Raw genomic sequence first — 16,756 nt, forward strand, 5'->3', positions numbered from 1 at the left:
CGTGGCCGCTTCGTCTCCCAATGATCAGGGCGCGTTTCGCTCGGATGGATCGCGATCAAAAGCGGGTGTAACATTGGATGACAAGGCCCGCTGGCGCTGGGCAGCCTCTGCCCACCATTCCAGTTGCGCAAAAGTGCGGCTCACGTAACCGTCCCAGCGCTCCGCATCACTGATCCATGCGCCTTCCTCACTGATCACTTCATGCGCCTTGGGAAGGTGCACCATGGCTGACACGGGCAGGCATCCCAATTCCGACAAGAACCCGCGCATCCCCATTGCCGCCCGCGCGCCGCCCCATTGCCCTGCCGAATAGGTGACGATTGCGCTCGGCTTCCAGGCGAACCGCGAGGCTCCGAAATGATTGAGCAGATGCGCAAGGGCGGGCGACATGGAGTGATTATACTCGGGGCTGACCATCACATAGCCATCGGCACTGGTGATCGCTTTGGCCAGATCATCAAGCGCTTGCGGCGCACGGCCCTCGGCATAGGCGAAGTGGGGTTTGAAAACGCCGGACGTCTCGAAATCCAGCGGGTCGACCGGGTGCACCTCGTGTTCGCGGGCTGTGAGCAGACGGCGGCACATCGCGCTGACCCGCGCACCAAGGCGGGCCGGGTGGGGCGGAGTGCTGTCACGGGCAGATCCGAGGAAAACCAGTATGTTCATCGTGACGGGATAGCTCCGAGACCTCACCCGCTCAACACCTTCTACAGTGCTTAGCAGAGTAGGGCTTGCATGACTGCGTAATTTGCGCTGCCCCGGCCAATCGGAATTAAGAACAGAGAGACACGCCTTCCTTAGAAAAGCTGCCAGATGCCGCCATCCGCCAACAGCACAGTTCTTGTCGCTTTCCCGGTCCGGTTGAGCGAACTCTGATTGTCGGCTTCTGGCGAGACACGACGTTTGACGTGCCGTTTAGGAGTGGCGGCTAAGTCCCAGGTTCTGCGTTGAAATTGCGAATAAAATCTCAGCAGGCGTGGTCGTTAGCGATCGGGTGAGAGAATGAGCGAGGTGGCCACAGCCAATAAGCAGATCTTTTAGGGCTCTGACTCTCTAGGCCGTGTTGGTAAAAGATTTAACATAGGCGAATGGCGGCAATGTTGAGGAAGCTTGCGAACGATAGGAAGGTGTTGTCTTAGCGGGTGGCGATCCGGCGCTGCTGCTTGAGCTTTCCGAACATGCGCTCGACGCGGTTGCGGTCCCGGTAGCGGCGATAGTCGGGATGCTCGGGCACCTTGCGGTTCGAACGGGGCGGGATGATCGGCAGGATGCCCCGGACCAGCAAGGTCTCCCGGAAGCGATCACCGTCGTATCCCTTGCCCTCTCGGGCATCGTAATGGCTACCATTTCCAACTCCACGTCGAGGGACAATCCCCTGCGTCTCGCCTCGAGCCGGTCAGCGGTCCGTAGCGATATGCGGAGCATTTTAGATCGCGCAGTAGGCGAAACCAAAGCGGGCGCCGCTGGCACACATCGCGCATCAAGATTGTTCACGGAGAGCCGGCGTCACCACCAGAACACGGCACCGCGCCGATAGATACTCATCGGCCGCTGCCACTTGATTGCGATCTCTCGTGCGAGTTTTGTGAACGACCTTTAGGCTGGGCACGAACACTGGTGCACACAAAGGTGCACAGGCTGGTGCACGCTTTGGGACTCAAGGCTCCGAACGGCATCGCATCATTCCTCAAAAGTTGAGGAATTCTGCGGTCTTGCTCTGAGGAAGAGGGTCCACTGGTCGGGACGAGAGGATTCGAACCTCCGACCCCCACACCCCCAGTGTGATGCGCTACCAGGCTGCGCTACGTCCCGACACCAGTGGAGTGGGGCCTATAGGGGGAGCATTTGGGGCTGGCAAGCCGGTTTGGGACAAAGTCTTGCTGCCCCCTTTCCGCCTCCCGGTGCCCACGCAATTGCGGGGCGCTTGCAATGCTGCTAGGCGCGCCCACTTGAACGGCCACGGGCGCGCCCCTGGCATATCTTCAACAAGATCCTGACAGGCTTTATCGCATGACATTCGACCTTCTTGCCGCCGCTGCAGCGGGCGCCGCCGGTGCGCCGCCAGCCTGGATCAGCTTTCTGCCGATCATCGGCATGATCGCGATCTTCTGGTTCCTGATCATCCGCCCGCAGATGAAGCGACAAAAAGAGCATCAGACCAAGATTGCCGCCGTCAAGAAGGGCGATCAGGTCGTCACGGCTGGGGGCCTTGTGGCCAAGGTCATGAAAGTCGACGAAACTTACGTCGAACTGGAGCTTGGCACCAATGTCCGGGTTAAGGCTGTCAAGGCGACGCTGGGTGACATCATCCTGCCGGGCGGCAAGCCCGCCAACGACTGATCAGCGCCGCAAGGCTACGATCATCCTGACCTTTTGCGCGTGAGACCCTGACGCAATGCTCGAATTCCCGCTCTGGAAAAAGCTGTGGTTGTGGGGGCTGACCCTGGCCGCTTCGCTGCTTGCGCTGCCCTCGCTGTTCAATGTCGCGGGGATGGACTGGCCTTCGGCTTTGCCCAACCCGCAGGTCAATCTCGGGCTGGATCTGGCTGGCGGATCGCACCTGTTGCTGGAAGCGACCGCCGACGACGTGCGTAGCCAACGGCTGGACAACATGGAAGAAACCGTGCGCCAGTTGATGCGCGGCGCCACCCCCCGTATCCGGATTGGCGATGTGTCGACCGCAGGCGGGCAATTGTCTTTCATGCTTGAAAACGCCGCCGATATCGATCGGTCCCGCGGACTGATCGAACCTGTGATGCAGGGCCAGACCACCGTGCGTGAGTGGGATCTTCAGGTGGTGGATGGCCAGCGCGTGGTGCTGTCCCAGAACGAGGCCGGGGTCGAACAGGCGATCGATGATGCCATGACCAGCGCGACCGAGGTTGTGCGCCGCCGGATTGACGAATTGGGCACGCGTGAGCCGACGATCATTCGGCAGGGCGATACCCGCATCGTGGTGCAGGTGCCGGGCCTACAGGATCCGCAGGCATTGAAGGAACTGCTGGGTCAGACCGCGCAGCTCGAATTCAAGCTGGTGGCCGATCCCGCCGGATCGCAGGTTGGCACCGAGATTTTCCCCTATGCGGCCGGGACGCCGTTTGAAGGGCAGTTTGTCACTGTCCGCCGCCTCGGCGGTATTCGCGGCGAAAACCTGACCGGCGCGCAAGCCGGGGTCGATCCCCAGACCAATCAGAGCGTCGTCAACATCAGTTTCGATGCGCAAGGCGGGGCCAAGTTTGCCAAATTGACGACGGAAAACGTAAACAAGCCTTTTGCCATTATTCTTGATGGTCAGGTTCTGTCTGCTCCCAACATTAATGGGCCGATCATCGGCGGCAGCGCGCAGATTTCCGGCAGTTTTACGCCGGCGAGCGCGAACCAGTTGGCGATTGCCCTGCGCTCCGGTGCTTTGCCGGTGCCGCTGGCCATCGTTGAGGAGCGCACGGTCGGTCCGGATCTCGGCGCGGATTCGATCCGCAAAGGGCTGCTCGCCATGGCGATCGGCAGCATTGCGGTGATCGCGCTGATGATGGCGACCTATGGCCGTTTCGGCGTCTATGCGACCATCGCGCTGGTGTTCAACGTGCTGATGCTGCTGGGTCTGATGGCGCTGGGTGGATTCACGCTGACGCTGCCGGGGATTGCAGGCTTCGTCATCACCATCGGCGCGGCGGTTGATGCCAACGTGCTGATCAACGAACGGATCCGCGAAGAACGCGCACGGGGCCGCAGAGTCATCGCCGCGGTCGAGACCGGCTACAAAGAAGCCAGCCGCGCGATTTTTGACGCCAACCTCACCAACGTCATATCCGGGCTGGCGCTGTTCGCCTTCGGTTCGGGCCCGGTCAAGGGCTTTGCCGTGGTGCTGGTCGTCGGCATCATCACGTCGGTGTTCACCGGGGTGACGCTGACCCGCATGATGGTCGCCGGATGGCTCCGCAAGGCGCGGCCCAACGACATCACAATCTGAAAGGCACGAGACGATGAAACTCCTGAAGCTCGTTCCCGACAACACCAACATCAAGTTCCTGAAACTGCGCGTGCCGTTTTTCGTGCTCAGCATTGTGCTGATCCTGGGAAGCTGGGCCGCGGTCGCCGTCAACGGCCTCAATTTCGGAGTCGATTTTGCCGGCGGACAGGAAGTGCGCATGACCTTTGCGCAGCGCGACATCGCGCCGATCCCGCAGCTGCGCGAGCTGGTCGGCGGTCTTGGCTATGGCGAGCCGGTGGTGCAGGAATTCGGCGCGCCCAACCAGGTGTCGATCCGCGTTGCGCTACCCGAAGGGGCTGAGGACACCCCCGGCGCGGCCACCGCCATCGGCGACACAGTCATCAACGCGATTGCGCAGCAATATCCCGATGCACGCAAGGACGGGAACGACACCGTCTCGGGCAAGGTTGCCGGCGAGTTCCGTAATCAGGCGATCCTCGCGCTTCTGGCGGCCATGGCGGCGGTATCGCTGTATATCTGGGTCCGGTTTGAATGGCAGTTCGGTGTCGGCGCGATGTTTGCGCTGGTGCACGACGTTTCGGTGACTGTGGGCCTATTTGCGCTGACGCAGTTGGAGTTCAGCCTGCAGATCGTCGCGGCGATCCTGGCGATCATCGGCTATTCGCTCAACGATACCATCGTGGTTTATGACCGTATCCGCGAGAACCTCAAAAAGTTCCGCAAGATGCCGCTGCCAGAGCTGCTCGATCTTTCGGTCAACGAAACCCTGGCACGCACCGTGATGACATCGCTGACGCTATTCATCGCACTGATCCCGCTGCTGATCTTCGGGCCACCGAGCCTGTTCGGCATGGTCGCCGCGATCACCGCCGGCCTGTTTATCGGCACCTATTCGTCGATCTACATGGCAGGGCCGCTGCTGATCTGGATGGGGGTCACGTCGAACAGCTTCGTGCCGACTGAAAGCGCGGCGGACCGGCAGGAAAAGATTGCCCGCGGTCAGACGTAAGCGCGGGGTCGAATTGGCAGGGCGGGGCGCTTATGCCCCGCCGGCCGCCAACCTTTCGTAATGCGCCGCCAGCGCTTCTGCGTTGGCGTCCCAACTGAAATGCTCAGTCAGCGCCGCGACAGCTTCGCGCGTTGGCGGGTTGTTCAGCACAGCGTTAATCCCGGCGGCCACGGCATGGGGGGTGCGGGCCACCAGGCGTCCGGCGGTATCGTTCGTAATCAGTTCGCGCGCGCCGCCGACATCGCTCGTCACCACCGGCGTCCCGCAGGCCAGCGCTTCGACCCAGGCATTGGCCAGTCCTTCGCTGACCGTGGGCAACACCATCACATCGGCGGCGGACAGGATCAGCGGCATCAGATTGTGATCGATCGAGCCGGCAAAATGCACGCGGTGCGCCATGCCTTCGCTGGCGGCAAAGGCGCGCAGCCGTGCTTCGTCTTCACCCTTGCCGATCAACACCAATCGCGCGCCGGGAATGTCGCGCAGCGCGGCGATGGCGATGTCCTGCCCCTTGCGCTGGATCAGTGCGCCCACACAGGCCAGCAAGGGCGCATTGTCGGGCATGTCGAAACCAAGTTCTCGGCTCAGTTGGGCGCGTAACTGGGTGTGTTCAAAGGGGCGAAAACGGTCTCGGTCCAGCCCGGTATAATGCACCGTGATCTTTGCGGCATCCATGCCCATCGCCGCCATTTGCCCGGCGAGATCATGGCTGACAGCCAGCAAGCCCGTGGCTGTGCTCGCCGCTGCGAGGATCTGCTGCCGGGCAAATTCGTGATCGCCCCAGAAGCTGATGTCGCTCCCACGGGCCTTGATCGACAGTGGCAGGCCGGTGGCCCTGGCGAGCTCGGCAGCAGCCGGCCCATCCGGGAAGAAAAACTGCGCGTCGAGAACATCGATCGGCGTTTCTGCGTGGATGCGGCTGACCAAGGGCAAGACAGCGCGGACGATCGCGCTTGCATTGCGGCGTGCGCCAATGCGGGGGATCAGAGTGAAATGCGGCCGATGGATACGAACGTCGCCATCCTCGCTTTGAGCAGGCAGGTCAGCCAGCGGGCGGTACCGCCCCAGCGCAAGCGGCGGCAGGCCGATCGGGCTGACCACTGTGACCCGCCAATCGCCGCGCTTGGCCAGCGCCTCCAGCGAGCGGGCGACAAAGGTGCCGAACCGCGGATTGACCGGGTTGGGATAGAGCGTGGAGAGGGCAAGGACGTGCTTCATGGCGATCTGCCTTAAACCGAGGCCATTAAAGCGGCCTGACCAGCATGAAGGCAACCGCAATCCAGGCCGGATTATCAACCACCACCTGCTTTTGCCCTGCACCTGGTGGCAGCAGGCCGACAAGCTTTCCGCGCCGGTCAATCAGCCGTCCAAAGGCAAAACGTCCGCCCGGCCGGGGCAACAGGCAATCGCGATTGATCGCGCCCGAAGCGTTTGCGGGATCAAGCGGGCGCAACCAGACCAGATCGCCCGGTCGGTATTCTCCGACACTGTCTTTCACTGTCAGCACCATCGGAACAGGGCCGTCCTCGCGGCTCAACTCATTCGGCATCACCGCCTCGCGTGGCATGGTGAGGGCTTCCGGCCCGGTGGCGGCGGTGAGTTCGGCCACGATTTGCGCCGCCGCGGCGGAGTCGGCGCGCATCAGGCTGGCAGGTTCGACGCCGAGTGCCGCAGCAATTCGGTTCATCCACGTCAGCGAAAGCTGCCGCATTCCGGTCTCCAGCCGCCCGATGGTCTGCGCGGTGGTGGGCGGATCGCAGGCGGCCCCCAGGTCGGCCAGCGTAAGCCCCTTGGCCTTGCGGATGTCGCGGATGCGATTGATCATGGAGTCTCGCTCAATTTAACCGTATTGGTTTTTTCTTTCCTACAGATGTGCGCGCTTGGCAAGTCGCCTTTTCTCATCCAGCGAAGGAAATCAGCATGAAACGCCAGTTGGTCGAACGCGAACTTACCCCTGAAGGCCCGCGCCGAGGTGGCAGCGAGGGTCCTGCCACGCCGCGGCGCACAGTGACGGTCAATCTTGCTGAAAGCCCGCTGGTCTGGCTCCATTCGCGCGGACACCTGTCCGACCGGTTGCTTGATGCAGGAGAGGCACTCATACCAAGTCCCATTGATCAGAACCCATGCGCCCATTGGCGCATGCCGATGGACATGATGCGCCAGGGCTGATCGACGAGCTTGTTCCAAGCGAAGCAGCAATGGTCGACGATGTCGTCGTAGGATGAGAAGATGCGGTTGGAGAGCCAGTTGTCGCGCATGAACTGCCAGACGTTTTCGACGGGGTTGAGCTCCGGGCACCTGGGCGGCAGCGGCATGAGAGTGATGTTGGCGGGCACGACCAGTTCCGCCGAGCCATGCCATCCGGCCTGATCGAGGATCAAGACGGCATGCGCCCCCGGCGCGACGTGGAAGGCGATCTCTTCGAGGTGCATGCTCATGGCCTCGCTGTTGCAACGGGGCATGACGATGCCAGCACCCTTGCCCTCGGCGGGACAGATGGCCCCGAAGATCCAGGCTGAGGCCCGGCGCTGGTCTTTGGGCGCACAGGGCCGGGTTCCGCGCTTGGCCCAGCGGCGGGTGAGCTTGGTCTGTTGGCCTATGCGCGCCTCATCTTGCCACCACAGTTCTATCGCGGTGCCGTGCGGCAAGGATAGTCGGATTTTTGCCAACTGGCCTGCGAAGTTTTTTTAAAATCGGCAATGTCATCCGCTTTCTGGCCACGATGACGAGGGCGGGCCGAGAGCTTGCGGAAGCCCAGCGCGCGCATCTCACGGCTCAGCGTCTGTTTGGTAATCGACAGGCCAAACTCATCCCACACCCACTGCGCCAGATCGATGAGACGCCAGCGGACAACCCCGTGCGCCGCAGGAATCGGGCCTGCTTCAACTTGCTGCGCAAGAGCGCGGCGCTGCTCATCGCTCAGAATCGAGACTTTGCCGGGGGCCTTGCGTGACATCAGCCCGTCCGGGCCATCAGCATTGAAGCGGATCACCCAATCCCGCACGACCTGCAGCGTCACGCCAGCCGCTTTGGCCGCTTCGCTCCGGCTGCTGCCGTCCAGGATCAAGCCCAACGCCAACAACCGCCGTACCTGATCCGGATCGTCACATCGTCGGGAAAATCGGCTCAAATCCCGCGAAGTGAAATCTGATCGAACACCAATCGCCGTCGCCATCGCAAGCCTCCTCGTGCTTGCTCCGGTGAATCAGAAAATCAGCGCCTTGGAAATCCCCCATGAGTCAGCCTCATCGGGATTTGGTATCAGAACCGATTATGAACGCGCACAGCTCTCACCCAATGTCACGATGCGCTGGGATCCGGTGCGTGTGAAATCGACGGGAGATCGGGGGTTGGCTCCGAGCGAGCGTCAGGTTGCAGCGCGCCAGCGGTTCGACGGGGCGATCATGGCTGCGGGAAGGGGGCTTGAGGACATACTATGGCGCGTGGTCTGTGCAGGCGAGGCGTTGCCCGAAGCGGAAAAGACCCTCGGCTGGCCAGCACGCAGCGGCAAGCTTGTGCTGCGCATCGCGCTGGAACGGGTGGCGGAGTTTTACCGGATCACCTGATGCCGACGGTGTGATTTTCGCTTTCTGGACAGTGTCTCATGTGTCTCCAACAGACCCGAACATTGCCGCGATCCGCGCCCGCAGGCCAGGCAGGATGTCCTGCTCGAACCAAGGATGCTTCCCCATCCAGATACGCGATCGCCACGCCGGATGGGGCAGGGCGATGGCCTTGTCGAAGGAGCCGAAGGCGCGCACGCGCTCGGTCATCGACCATTCCCGTGTTGCGGGCAGATAGCGGGCCTGCGCATGAATACCGACCAGCAAGGTGAGGCGATCCTTGGGCAGCACGTCGAGCACCGCGTCGTGCCACTGCGGGGCGCACTCCTTGCGGGGCGGGGCATCGCCGCCGCTCGCCTTGCCCGGATAGCAAAAGCCCATCGGCATCTGCGCAACCTGTGCGGGATCATAAAAGGTGGATTTGTCGAGCCCCAGCCAATCGCGCAGCCGATCGCCGCTGTCATCGTCCCACGGCACGCCGCTGGTATGAACCTTGGTGCCGGGTGCCTGACCGATGATCAGCAACCGGCTGGTGGCCGAAAACAGGGCAATGGGGCGCGGGCCAAGTGGCAAGTTTTCGGCGCACAGGGTACAGGCGGCGATCCGCGCCCGCAAGGATTCGATCGTGTCCCCCAGTGCGGGGGCGCTCACCCTTCGACCAGTTCGGCCAGCATAAGCCAGCGTTCCTCAGCCGCGTCCTTTTCCGCGCGTGCATTTTCGATGCCCTTGCTGATCGTCGCGAAGCGTTGCGGGTCTTTGGCGTATAGTTCCGGGTCGTTCAGCAAGGCCTCGCCCTTGGCGATGGCGGTTTCGAGTTCCGTGATCCTGTCAGGCAGGATTTCGTAATCGCGCTGGTCCTTGTAGGTGAGTTTGGCGGCGGCTGCGGGCTTGGCCAAAGGGGCTTTGCCGGTGTCTGTTTGCAGGTCGCTTGGTCGCGCTTGACCCCCGCCAGACCCGGTCTTGCCCGGCGTAAGCGGAGCTTTGCGCTTGGCCTCCCAATCGGCATATCCGCCCGCCACGATGTCCACCTTGCCCGACCCATCAAGGCCAAGCGTTACCGTGACCGTGCGATCGAGAAAGTCGCGGTCGTGGCTGACGATCAATACGGTGCCATCGAAATCGGCAATGACTTCCTGAAGCAGATCAAGCGTTTCAAGATCAAGGTCATTGGTCGGCTCGTCCAGCACAAGCAGGTTCGCCGTGCGGGCAAACTCGCGCGCGAGCAGCAGGCGTGATCGTTCGCCGCCCGAAAGAATGCCGATCTTGGTATCGACCAGGCCGGGATCGAACAGGAAGTCTTTGAGATACGCCTGAACATGCTTGCGGACCCCGCGAACGTCGATCCAGTCGCCCCCTTCGGCAAGGATCTGCCGCACGGTCGCGCCGGGTTCGAGCAGCGATCTTTGCTGATCGATCATCACGCCTGACAGCGTGCGGGCATGGCTGACCGTGCCGGTGTCAGGCTCCAGCTCTTTGGTGAGCAGCCGCAGCAAGGTGGTCTTGCCCGCGCCGTTCGATCCGACGATGCCGATGCGATCACCGTTCTGGATGCGCAGGGTGAAAGGCTTGATGATGGGGCGGTCGCCATAGGACTTGGAAATGCCTTCCGCGACGATCACCGATTTCGACTTGAAGTCATCATCGCTCGCCAGCTTCAGCTTGGCCGTCCCCGCACCCGAGATCATCGAGGCACGCGCCGCGCGCATTTGATAAAGCTTCTCCAGCCGCCCCTGGTTGCGCTTGCGCCGCGCCGTCACCCCGCGTTCGAGCCAATGTGCTTCCAGCTTCAACTTGGCATCCATCCGCTCTGCTGCGCGGGCTTCTTCGGCGTAGACCTGGTCTTCCCACGCCTCGTACCCGCCGAAGCCCACCTCCTTGCGGCGGATCGTCCCGCGGTCGAGCCACAGGGTTGCGCGGGTGAGACGGGTGAGAAAGGTACGGTCGTGGCTGATGGTGATGAAAGCACCGCGATATCGCGAGAGCCAGTCTTCGAGCCAATCAATCGCGGCCAGATCGAGGTGGTTGGTCGGCTCGTCCAGCAGGATGAGATCGGGGTCTTGCGCCAGAGCGCGAGCAATGGCGGCGCGGCGCCGTTCCCCGCCGCTGGCGGTCTCGGCTTCACGGTTCATTTCGATGCCGAGCTGCCCAGCGATGGCATCGACTTCATGCGCGGCCGGCGCATCTTCGCCGCTCAGCGCCCAATCCATCAGCGTCGCATGGCGCGAGAAATCCGGATCTTGTTCGAGGAACACAATCCGCGTTCCCGGCTTGACCCGCCGCTGGCCGCGGTCCGCTTCGATCTTGCCGGTGATGATCCGCAACAAGGTGGTCTTGCCCGCGCCGTTCCGGCCGATCAGCGCCAGCCGGTCGCCTGGCATGACGTGCAGATCAATCGGGGTCGCGCCGCTTGCCGGTTTCGGGCCGCCAAACAACCAGCGCCCACCTTGTTGCAGGGAGATGCCTTCAAGCGAAAAGATAGGGGGCTGTGCCATGGAGCGCGGCAAGTAAGGGCAGAGCTTGCGCGCCACAAGCCCCACGCAGCATCGGGGTGTGATGCAATGCCTGCAACTGTTCAGTCCCGCGAAAGCTGAACAGGTCCAGAGGCGCGACCAATTGGAGGACGACCCACATGATGAAACCTGCACTCGTTTTTATGGCCGCTTCGGCACTCACGCTGCCTGCCAACGGACTTGCGGCCGCCAACATCGAGATCGATTCGAGCGGCCCGGTGGTTGAACTCAACGTCTATGAAAGCGTCGATGTCGCCCCGGATACTGCTACCATTGGTGCAGGCGTTTCCACCGAAGCGCCAACGGCGACCGAGGCGCTGCGACAGAATTCGGCAGAGATGCAAAAGGTGATTGCAAGGATCAAGGCGCTGGGGATTGCCGAGAAGGATATTCAGACGACCGGCATCAACGTGAACGCCCGCTATGATTACGATCAGGCGACGCAGCGTCAGGTGTTCCGTGGCTATCAGGCATCGAACCGGGTCAGCGTGATTCTGCGCAAGATTGACGATACGGGCCGCGTCCTGGATGCGCTGGTCACGGCCGGAGCGAATGATATCAGCGGGCCCAATTTCAGCATCGACGATGATACGGTCGCCAAGGCTGCGGCCCGCACGCGCGCAGTTGAGCGGGCCAAGGCGCAGGCCCAGTCCTATGCTGCCATGCTTGGCTACGACGGGGTAAAGGTGCTTGCCATCAATGAAAGCATGGCCGGAAACGGGCCGATGCCGGAAATGGCCAAGGGTCGCGGGATCGTGCTCCAGTCAGCGGATGCCGCGCCGGTGCAGCCCGGCATGGTGCAGGCCGGGGTGAACGTCGCAATCACATACGAGCTGGTCAGCAACGGCGCTGAGCCGGCGCAATAAAGCCATTCACGGCTTGTTCAATGGAACCGGACTAGGCATGATGTTGTCATGAAACGCTTCTTTTCGCTCTCTCTTGGCCTGTCTGCCGCACTCGTTCTGACCCATGCGCCCGCTGCGGCGCAGGAACAGGTGCGCGGCGATCAGGGCGAGGCGCGGCGTGAGGCGCAGGCGGGTAACATCATGCGCTCTGGCGAGATTGAAGCCAAAATCCTGCCGATGATGAAGGGCGCTGAATATCTGGGTTTTGCCTATGATTCGACCGCACGAGCCTACCGGCTCAAGTTCATCAAAGAAGGCCGTGTCACCCATGTCGATGTCGATGCACGCACAGGGCGTGTCATCGGCCGTTCGCGCTGACGGACCGGCTGGGATGCGTGTTTCGCGGGGGAAAGCCCTTATTCAAGGTTGGCCCGGTTGCTTGACGCTGGCCCGTCAAAAGCGCACGACCCCCAACGAAACAATGCTTGGAAATGGTGGATCATGCGCATTCTGATCGTCGAAGACGAACCGACCCTTGGCGCGCAGCTCAAAACGACACTCGAAGGGCAGGGCTATGCCGTCGATCTCGCTGTCGATGGCGAGGACGGGCACTTCATGGGCTCGACCGAGGATTACGATGCTGTCGTGCTCGATCTGGGCCTGCCGGAAATCGACGGGTTGACCGTGCTTGGCATGTGGCGGCGCGAGGGGCGCGCTTTCCCGGTGCTGGTTCTGACCGCGCGCGATTCATGGTCAGACAAAGTTGCTGGGTTGGATGCCGGCGCCGACGATTATCTTGCCAAGCCGTTCCAGACTGAAGAACTGATCGCTCGTCTGCGTGCGCTGATCCGCCGCGCTTCGGGTAACACCTCGTCGGAACTGACCGCAGGCGATGTCCGGCTGGACACCCGTTCGGGCCGGGTCACGCTGGATGGTGAACCGGTCAAGCTCACGGCGCAGGAATACAAGCTGTTGAGCTACCTCATGCATCACAAAGGCAAGGTGGTCAGCCGCACTGAGTTGATCGAACACATTTATGATCAGGATTTCGATCGCGATTCGAACACGATCGAGGTGTTTGTCACCCGCATCCGCAAGAAACTTGGCGCAGACGTGATAACGACCATCCGTGGCCTCGGTTACAGCCTCGACGACCCTGCCGACCAACCGCGCGCCTGAGGCAGCGGTTCAAGGCGGCGACGCGCCTACGCTCCTGCCTGCGGGTGAGGGCGGAGCAGTGCCTGGCGACCTGGCCGATAGTGTTGATGCCAAACAACCACGCGCCAGCCTTGCGCGGCGTATGGGGATCATTGCGGCGGGGTGGATTTTCGTCCTTCTGCTTGGTGGCGGTATTGCGCTTGAACGCACGCTGACCACGCAGGTTGAGGCCAATTTCGACGAACAACTCGATTACATCCTCACCGCCATGATCGCTTCGGCCGAGATCGATGGGAGCGGTGAGGTCTATTTCTACCGTACGCTTGGCGATCAACGGTTTCTGGAGCCAGGCAGCGGACTTTACTGGCAGATCAGCGGCGGAAATTACGAGCCCTGGCCGTCGCGCAGTCTGTGGGATCGCACGCTGACGTTGCAGAGCGCTGCGTCACAGGGCGAGCAATTCGATAGCGAAGTCAACTTCTTCCACTCGGACCAGTTCGCTGGCGAGCGGTTGCGCATTGCCGAACGCACGGTGATCCTTCCCGGCAGCGAAACCCGCTGGACCTTTGCCGTTGCCAGCGCGACGGAACAGATGGACACGCAGGTCGGGCGAGTGCGCCTGATCCTGATCTGGAGCTTTGCCGTGCTGGGCCTTGGCCTGCTGGTGATGACGTTGCTGCAAATCCGCTACGGCCTCTCGCCTCTGCGCCGCGTACGCGCCGCAATCCAGAATTTGCGCACAACCGGCGCAAACCGCATCACCGAGCCGTTGCCGCTCGAAGTGCAGCCGCTGGTGGAGGAATTGAACGCCCTGCTGGAACATTCCGAGCGTCAGGCAGAGGAGGCCCGGCGCCATGCAGGCAACCTCGCTCACGCTTTGAAAACTCCGCTGACTGTGCTCACCAATGCCGCCACCGCCCGTGCGCCCAATCTGGGCGAGGCGGTGATGCGCGAAACCCGCACGATGCAGCGCCATGTCGACCACCATCTTGCCCGTGCGCGCGCCGTGGGCCGTCGTGCGGTGGGCCATGCGCGCACCAATGTGATGGACAGCGCGCAGGCCGTACGCCGCGCTGTCGAGCGGCTCTATCCCGAAGGCCGGCTCGACATTGCCGGATGCAAGGCCGCCACCGTTGCGTTGGAGCGGCAAGATCTGGACGAACTGCTTGGCAACCTCATAGAAAATGCCGCCAAATACGGCGGTGGTAGCGTCTTTGTCACCATTGACCCCGATGAGTGCGAGGCGCCGCGTGATGCCAAAATGTGCCTCATCTGGATCGAAGATGACGGCGCCGGAATCCCCGAAGCCGAGCGCGTCCGCATCTTTGATCGCGGAGCGAGGCTGGATACCGACAAGCCTGGGACCGGACTTGGCCTCGCAATTGTGCGCGATGTGGCGGAAATCTATGGCGGCAGCGTCACGCTTGGCACCAGCGAGGATCTGGGCGGCCTGCTGGTCGAACTGCGACTGCCGCGCGTAAATTGACGACAGACATCTCGCGAAGGGTTTGTCGTTCCTGTTCGTTGGATGTGCAACAATTAGGCCTGAGTCTCACGCAGGCAGGGCATTTCCGACACGCAAGATGACTGTAAATGGCGCGCCTCTGACCACCGCTAATCCCGTTTTCTGCCCGGTCGATGCCACAACGGTGGCGGATCGGTTGGCCGCGCGGGAGAGCTCAGCTGTACGCTGGGCGATGATACGCCATGCCGCGGTTTTTGCCGAAAGGTATCTGATTGGTAGTCCGGCGGCGCCAAACGTACGATTCGGAGGCTGGACAAGCTGGGTGGTGGCCAATCTCGCCATCGTTCATCTGCAACGCAGCAGGCGTCTGGTGGATGGTCAAGTGATTAATATGATTTGGTTTTTTGAGGAACTCCGGCATGATCCTATTCCGAACCAGCATTGTCGCTGTCGCAGCCTTAGTCGGGGGATGCGCTTCAGGTGACAGCCTAGATGGTCAGCGCACCGTGTTCAGTAATCCCCATGTTCTGCCGGAAATCGACCGGCGCGGTATCGGGCCCCAATGCGATGTCAATTTTGGCCGGGATGCGACCTGTCTGAGCGGATCGTTGATTTATTCCGGACAGGGCCGCCAGGCTTCGCTTGGCAAAGGTGAAAATGTTCGTCTTACCCGAGCACAGGCGCGGATCCTGCGCGAACGCGCCGAGTTAATCGAAGCTGCGCGGACCTCGCCGCCACTACCACCGCCATCGGAGCCGACGCTTCCCACACCAGATCATGATAAGCCTTAACCCGCCGCTGCGCGTTCGTGGTGCCGGATCACTTCCTCGATGATGAAGCGCAGAAACTTTTCGGAGAACTCCGGGTCCAGATCAGCCTCCTCCGAAAGCTTTCTCAACCGCGCGATCTGGCGCGCTTCGCGATCGGGATCGGCCGGAGGCAAGGTTGCCTTCGCCTTGTACTCCCCTACCGCCTGCGTGATCCGGAACCGCTCGGCAAGGATATGAATCAGCGCGGCATCGATGTTGTCGATGCTTTTGCGGAAAGCGGTGAGCACCGGATCAGGTGCCAGGTGGGCGTGCGGATCATGCTGCATAATGCGCAAAGCTAGCAGCAATTCTGCGCTTGCCAAGCATGTCGGCCACCCCCTAATGCCTGCGGGATATGAGTGCCGACATTCTCCCCCTGCCGCGCAAGGCGCCGACACTCGATCCGATGCTGTCGTTGACCGCTAACGGCATGAATGCCGTCAACGCTGTGATCCTTGATCGGATGCAGAGCGAAATCCCGCTGATCCCACGCCTGGCCGGGCACTTGATTTCGGGCGGGGGCAAACGGTTGCGGCCGATGCTGACGCTCGCCGGCGCGGAACTGGTGGGCTACAAGGGCACGCGCCATCACAAACTGGCGGCGGCGGTCGAGTTTATCCACACTGCCACATTGCTACACGACGATGTCGTTGATGGCAGCGAATTGCGGCGCGGCAAGGCGGCGGCCAACATTATCTTTGGCAATCCGGCCACCGTGCTGGTGGGCGACTTCCTGTTCAGCCGCGCGTTTCAACTGATGACAGAGGACGGATCGTTGCGCGTTCTCGCCATCCTCAGCCGCGCCAGCGCGGTCATTGCTGAAGGCGAGGTTTCGCAGCTTTCCGCCCAGCGCCAGATCGCCACGAGCGAAGAACAATATCTCCACATCATCGGTGCCAAGACCGCGGCCCTGTTCGCCGCCGCGAGCCAGATCAGCGCCGTGGTAGCGGAATGTTCGGACGATCAGGAACGCGCGCTCGAAGCCTATGGCCGCAACCTGGGCGTCGCCTTTCAGCTCGTCGACGATGCGATCGATTATGATTCCGATGCCGCCGAAATGGGCAAAGACCAGGGCGACGACTTCCGCGAAGGCAAGATGACACTGCCGGTGATCCTTGCCTATGCCCGCGGGAACGAGGACGAACGCAAGTTCTGGCAAGACGCGATCATCGGGCATCGCACGTCAGACGCGGACCTTGCCCACGCCATCGCGCTGATTGGCAAGCACAATGCGCTCGAAGAAACCCGCGAGCGCGCTCGTCATTTCGCGCAGCGGGCAATCGATGCCATTTCGATCTTCCCTGACGGCAAGGCCCGTTCGGCCATGGCCGAAGCGGCGCAATTCGCCGTAGCGCGCGGGCATTAGACCGACCCTCAGTTCGCCCTGAGCTTGTCGGAAGCGAACCGGGGCGTTGTGCAAAGGCTGCCCTTCTTCTAGCCGGTTG

16 protein-coding genes, 1 tRNA gene and 2 pseudogenes are annotated in these 16,756 nt (G+C 61.9%); 10 read left to right on the top strand and 9 right to left on the bottom strand.

Annotation, left to right across the window (positions count from 1 at the left end; all coding sequences use genetic code 11):
* Window positions 1-24: 24 nt before the first annotated feature.
* The 3 genes and pseudogenes from ACRANW_RS08100 to ACRANW_RS08110 all read right to left on the bottom strand — a co-directional run bounded on the left by ACRANW_RS08100 (window position 25) and on the right by ACRANW_RS08110 (window position 1,812).
* The gene (locus ACRANW_RS08100) at window positions 25-666 is read right to left on the bottom strand and encodes an NADPH-dependent FMN reductase (RefSeq protein WP_479431314.1); all 642 of its coding nucleotides are present in this window, start codon (window positions 664-666) and stop codon (window positions 25-27) included.
* Window positions 667-1,138: 472 nt separating this feature from the next.
* Window positions 1,139-1,318 (bottom strand): annotated as a pseudogene (locus ACRANW_RS08105) (transposase); the annotation flags it as partial.
* 417 nt (window positions 1,319-1,735) lie between these two features.
* Window positions 1,736-1,812, bottom strand: a tRNA-Pro gene (locus ACRANW_RS08110).
* Window positions 1,813-2,010: 198 nt separating this feature from the next.
* Here ACRANW_RS08110 and yajC point away from each other — a divergent pair.
* The 3 genes from yajC to secF are packed head-to-tail and all read left to right on the top strand — an operon-like array spanning window position 2,011 to window position 4,961.
* The gene (gene yajC, locus ACRANW_RS08115) at window positions 2,011-2,340 is read left to right on the top strand and encodes a preprotein translocase subunit YajC (RefSeq protein ID WP_479431315.1); all 330 of its coding nucleotides are present in this window, start codon (window positions 2,011-2,013) and stop codon (window positions 2,338-2,340) included.
* 55 nt (window positions 2,341-2,395) lie between these two features.
* Window positions 2,396-3,970 (top strand): protein translocase subunit SecD, encoded by a 1,575-nt coding sequence (gene secD, locus ACRANW_RS08120; protein ID WP_479431316.1) that lies wholly within the window; start codon window positions 2,396-2,398, stop codon window positions 3,968-3,970.
* 13 nt (window positions 3,971-3,983) lie between these two features.
* Window positions 3,984-4,961 carry a protein translocase subunit SecF gene (gene secF / locus ACRANW_RS08125; protein ID WP_479431317.1) on the top strand — a complete coding sequence of 326 codons (978 nt, stop codon included), beginning with the start codon at window positions 3,984-3,986 and terminating at the stop codon, window positions 4,959-4,961.
* Window positions 4,962-4,991: 30 nt separating this feature from the next.
* On the opposite strand, the gene ACRANW_RS08130 is transcribed toward secF, so the two are convergent.
* Together ACRANW_RS08130 and ACRANW_RS08135 are read right to left on the bottom strand one after the other, a co-directional pair.
* Entirely contained in the window at window positions 4,992-6,179 is a 1,188-nt protein-coding gene (locus ACRANW_RS08130) for a glycosyltransferase (RefSeq protein ID WP_479431318.1), read from the bottom strand.
* A 25-nt stretch (window positions 6,180-6,204) separates the two neighbouring features.
* Entirely contained in the window at window positions 6,205-6,786 is a 582-nt protein-coding gene (locus ACRANW_RS08135; protein WP_479431319.1) for a helix-turn-helix domain-containing protein, read from the bottom strand.
* A gap of 95 nt (window positions 6,787-6,881) precedes the next feature.
* Here ACRANW_RS08135 and ACRANW_RS08140 point away from each other — a divergent pair.
* Window positions 6,882-7,058: pseudogene (locus tag ACRANW_RS08140) on the top strand (DUF6456 domain-containing protein); the annotation flags it as partial.
* Window positions 7,059-7,075: 17 nt separating this feature from the next.
* Here ACRANW_RS08140 and ACRANW_RS08145 read toward each other — a convergent pair.
* A protein-coding gene (locus ACRANW_RS08145; protein WP_479431320.1) for an IS630 family transposase occupies window positions 7,076-8,136 on the bottom strand; the annotation gives its coding sequence in 2 pieces (ribosomal slippage) (window positions 7,076-7,644 and window positions 7,644-8,136; 1,062 coding nt in all).
* 37 nt (window positions 8,137-8,173) lie between these two features.
* On the opposite strand from ACRANW_RS08145, the gene ACRANW_RS08150 reads away from it, so the two are divergent.
* Window positions 8,174-8,527, top strand: a complete 354-nt coding sequence (locus tag ACRANW_RS08150; RefSeq protein ID WP_479433895.1) for a DUF6456 domain-containing protein — start codon at window positions 8,174-8,176, stop codon at window positions 8,525-8,527.
* Between the two features lie 36 nt (window positions 8,528-8,563).
* On the opposite strand, the gene ACRANW_RS08155 is transcribed toward ACRANW_RS08150, so the two are convergent.
* Together ACRANW_RS08155 and ACRANW_RS08160 are read right to left on the bottom strand one after the other, a co-directional pair.
* Complete coding sequence (locus ACRANW_RS08155) at window positions 8,564-9,175, bottom strand: uracil-DNA glycosylase family protein (protein WP_479431321.1); 612 nt, start codon at window positions 9,173-9,175, stop codon at window positions 8,564-8,566.
* Window positions 9,172-11,016 (bottom strand): ABC-F family ATP-binding cassette domain-containing protein, encoded by a 1,845-nt coding sequence (locus ACRANW_RS08160; protein WP_479431322.1) that lies wholly within the window; start codon window positions 11,014-11,016, stop codon window positions 9,172-9,174. The genes ACRANW_RS08155 and ACRANW_RS08160 overlap by 4 nt, the downstream gene beginning before the upstream one ends.
* Window positions 11,017-11,153: 137 nt before the next feature.
* Between ACRANW_RS08160 and ACRANW_RS08165 the strand changes: the two genes are divergently transcribed.
* From ACRANW_RS08165 to ACRANW_RS08180, 4 genes are all read left to right on the top strand, one after another.
* Window positions 11,154-11,900, top strand: coding sequence for an SIMPL domain-containing protein (locus ACRANW_RS08165; RefSeq protein WP_479431323.1), 747 nt, complete (start codon window positions 11,154-11,156; stop codon window positions 11,898-11,900).
* 48 nt (window positions 11,901-11,948) lie between these two features.
* Complete coding sequence (locus ACRANW_RS08170; RefSeq protein WP_479431324.1) at window positions 11,949-12,257, top strand: PepSY domain-containing protein; 309 nt, start codon at window positions 11,949-11,951, stop codon at window positions 12,255-12,257.
* Between the two features lie 123 nt (window positions 12,258-12,380).
* Window positions 12,381-13,058, top strand: coding sequence for a response regulator transcription factor (locus ACRANW_RS08175; protein WP_479431325.1), 678 nt, complete (start codon window positions 12,381-12,383; stop codon window positions 13,056-13,058).
* 58 nt (window positions 13,059-13,116) lie between these two features.
* A complete protein-coding gene (locus ACRANW_RS08180) occupies window positions 13,117-14,523 on the top strand; it encodes a sensor histidine kinase (protein WP_479433896.1) in 1,407 nt (468 codons plus the stop codon).
* 766 nt (window positions 14,524-15,289) lie between these two features.
* On the opposite strand, the gene ACRANW_RS08185 is transcribed toward ACRANW_RS08180, so the two are convergent.
* A complete protein-coding gene (locus ACRANW_RS08185; RefSeq protein ID WP_479431326.1) occupies window positions 15,290-15,598 on the bottom strand; it encodes a chorismate mutase in 309 nt (102 codons plus the stop codon).
* 68 nt (window positions 15,599-15,666) lie between these two features.
* Between ACRANW_RS08185 and ACRANW_RS08190 the strand changes: the two genes are divergently transcribed.
* Window positions 15,667-16,677 (top strand): polyprenyl synthetase family protein, encoded by a 1,011-nt coding sequence (locus ACRANW_RS08190; RefSeq protein WP_479431327.1) that lies wholly within the window; start codon window positions 15,667-15,669, stop codon window positions 16,675-16,677.
* The last annotated feature ends 79 nt before the right edge of the window (window positions 16,678-16,756 follow it).

It is taken from the genome of Erythrobacter sp. 'gip.4 top 5', assembly GCF_056495765.1.

Coding starts and splice junctions, on each gene's coding strand:
- ACRANW_RS08185 (WP_479431326.1), bottom strand. CDS start 15,598: ATGCAGCATGATCCGCACGCCCACCTGGCACCTGATCCGGTGCTCACC.
- ACRANW_RS08160 (WP_479431322.1), bottom strand. CDS start 11,016: ATGGCACAGCCCCCTATCTTTTCGCTTGAAGGCATCTCCCTGCAACAA.
- yajC (WP_479431315.1), top strand. CDS start 2,011: ATGACATTCGACCTTCTTGCCGCCGCTGCAGCGGGCGCCGCCGGTGCG.
- ACRANW_RS08175 (WP_479431325.1), top strand. CDS start 12,381: ATGCGCATTCTGATCGTCGAAGACGAACCGACCCTTGGCGCGCAGCTC.
- ACRANW_RS08135 (WP_479431319.1), bottom strand. CDS start 6,786: ATGATCAATCGCATCCGCGACATCCGCAAGGCCAAGGGGCTTACGCTG.
- ACRANW_RS08100 (WP_479431314.1), bottom strand. CDS start 666: ATGAACATACTGGTTTTCCTCGGATCTGCCCGTGACAGCACTCCGCCC.
- ACRANW_RS08170 (WP_479431324.1), top strand. CDS start 11,949: ATGAAACGCTTCTTTTCGCTCTCTCTTGGCCTGTCTGCCGCACTCGTT.
- secD (WP_479431316.1), top strand. CDS start 2,396: ATGCTCGAATTCCCGCTCTGGAAAAAGCTGTGGTTGTGGGGGCTGACC.
- secF (WP_479431317.1), top strand. CDS start 3,984: ATGAAACTCCTGAAGCTCGTTCCCGACAACACCAACATCAAGTTCCTG.
- ACRANW_RS08190 (WP_479431327.1), top strand. CDS start 15,667: ATGAGTGCCGACATTCTCCCCCTGCCGCGCAAGGCGCCGACACTCGAT.
- ACRANW_RS08130 (WP_479431318.1), bottom strand. CDS start 6,179: ATGAAGCACGTCCTTGCCCTCTCCACGCTCTATCCCAACCCGGTCAAT.
- ACRANW_RS08165 (WP_479431323.1), top strand. CDS start 11,154: ATGATGAAACCTGCACTCGTTTTTATGGCCGCTTCGGCACTCACGCTG.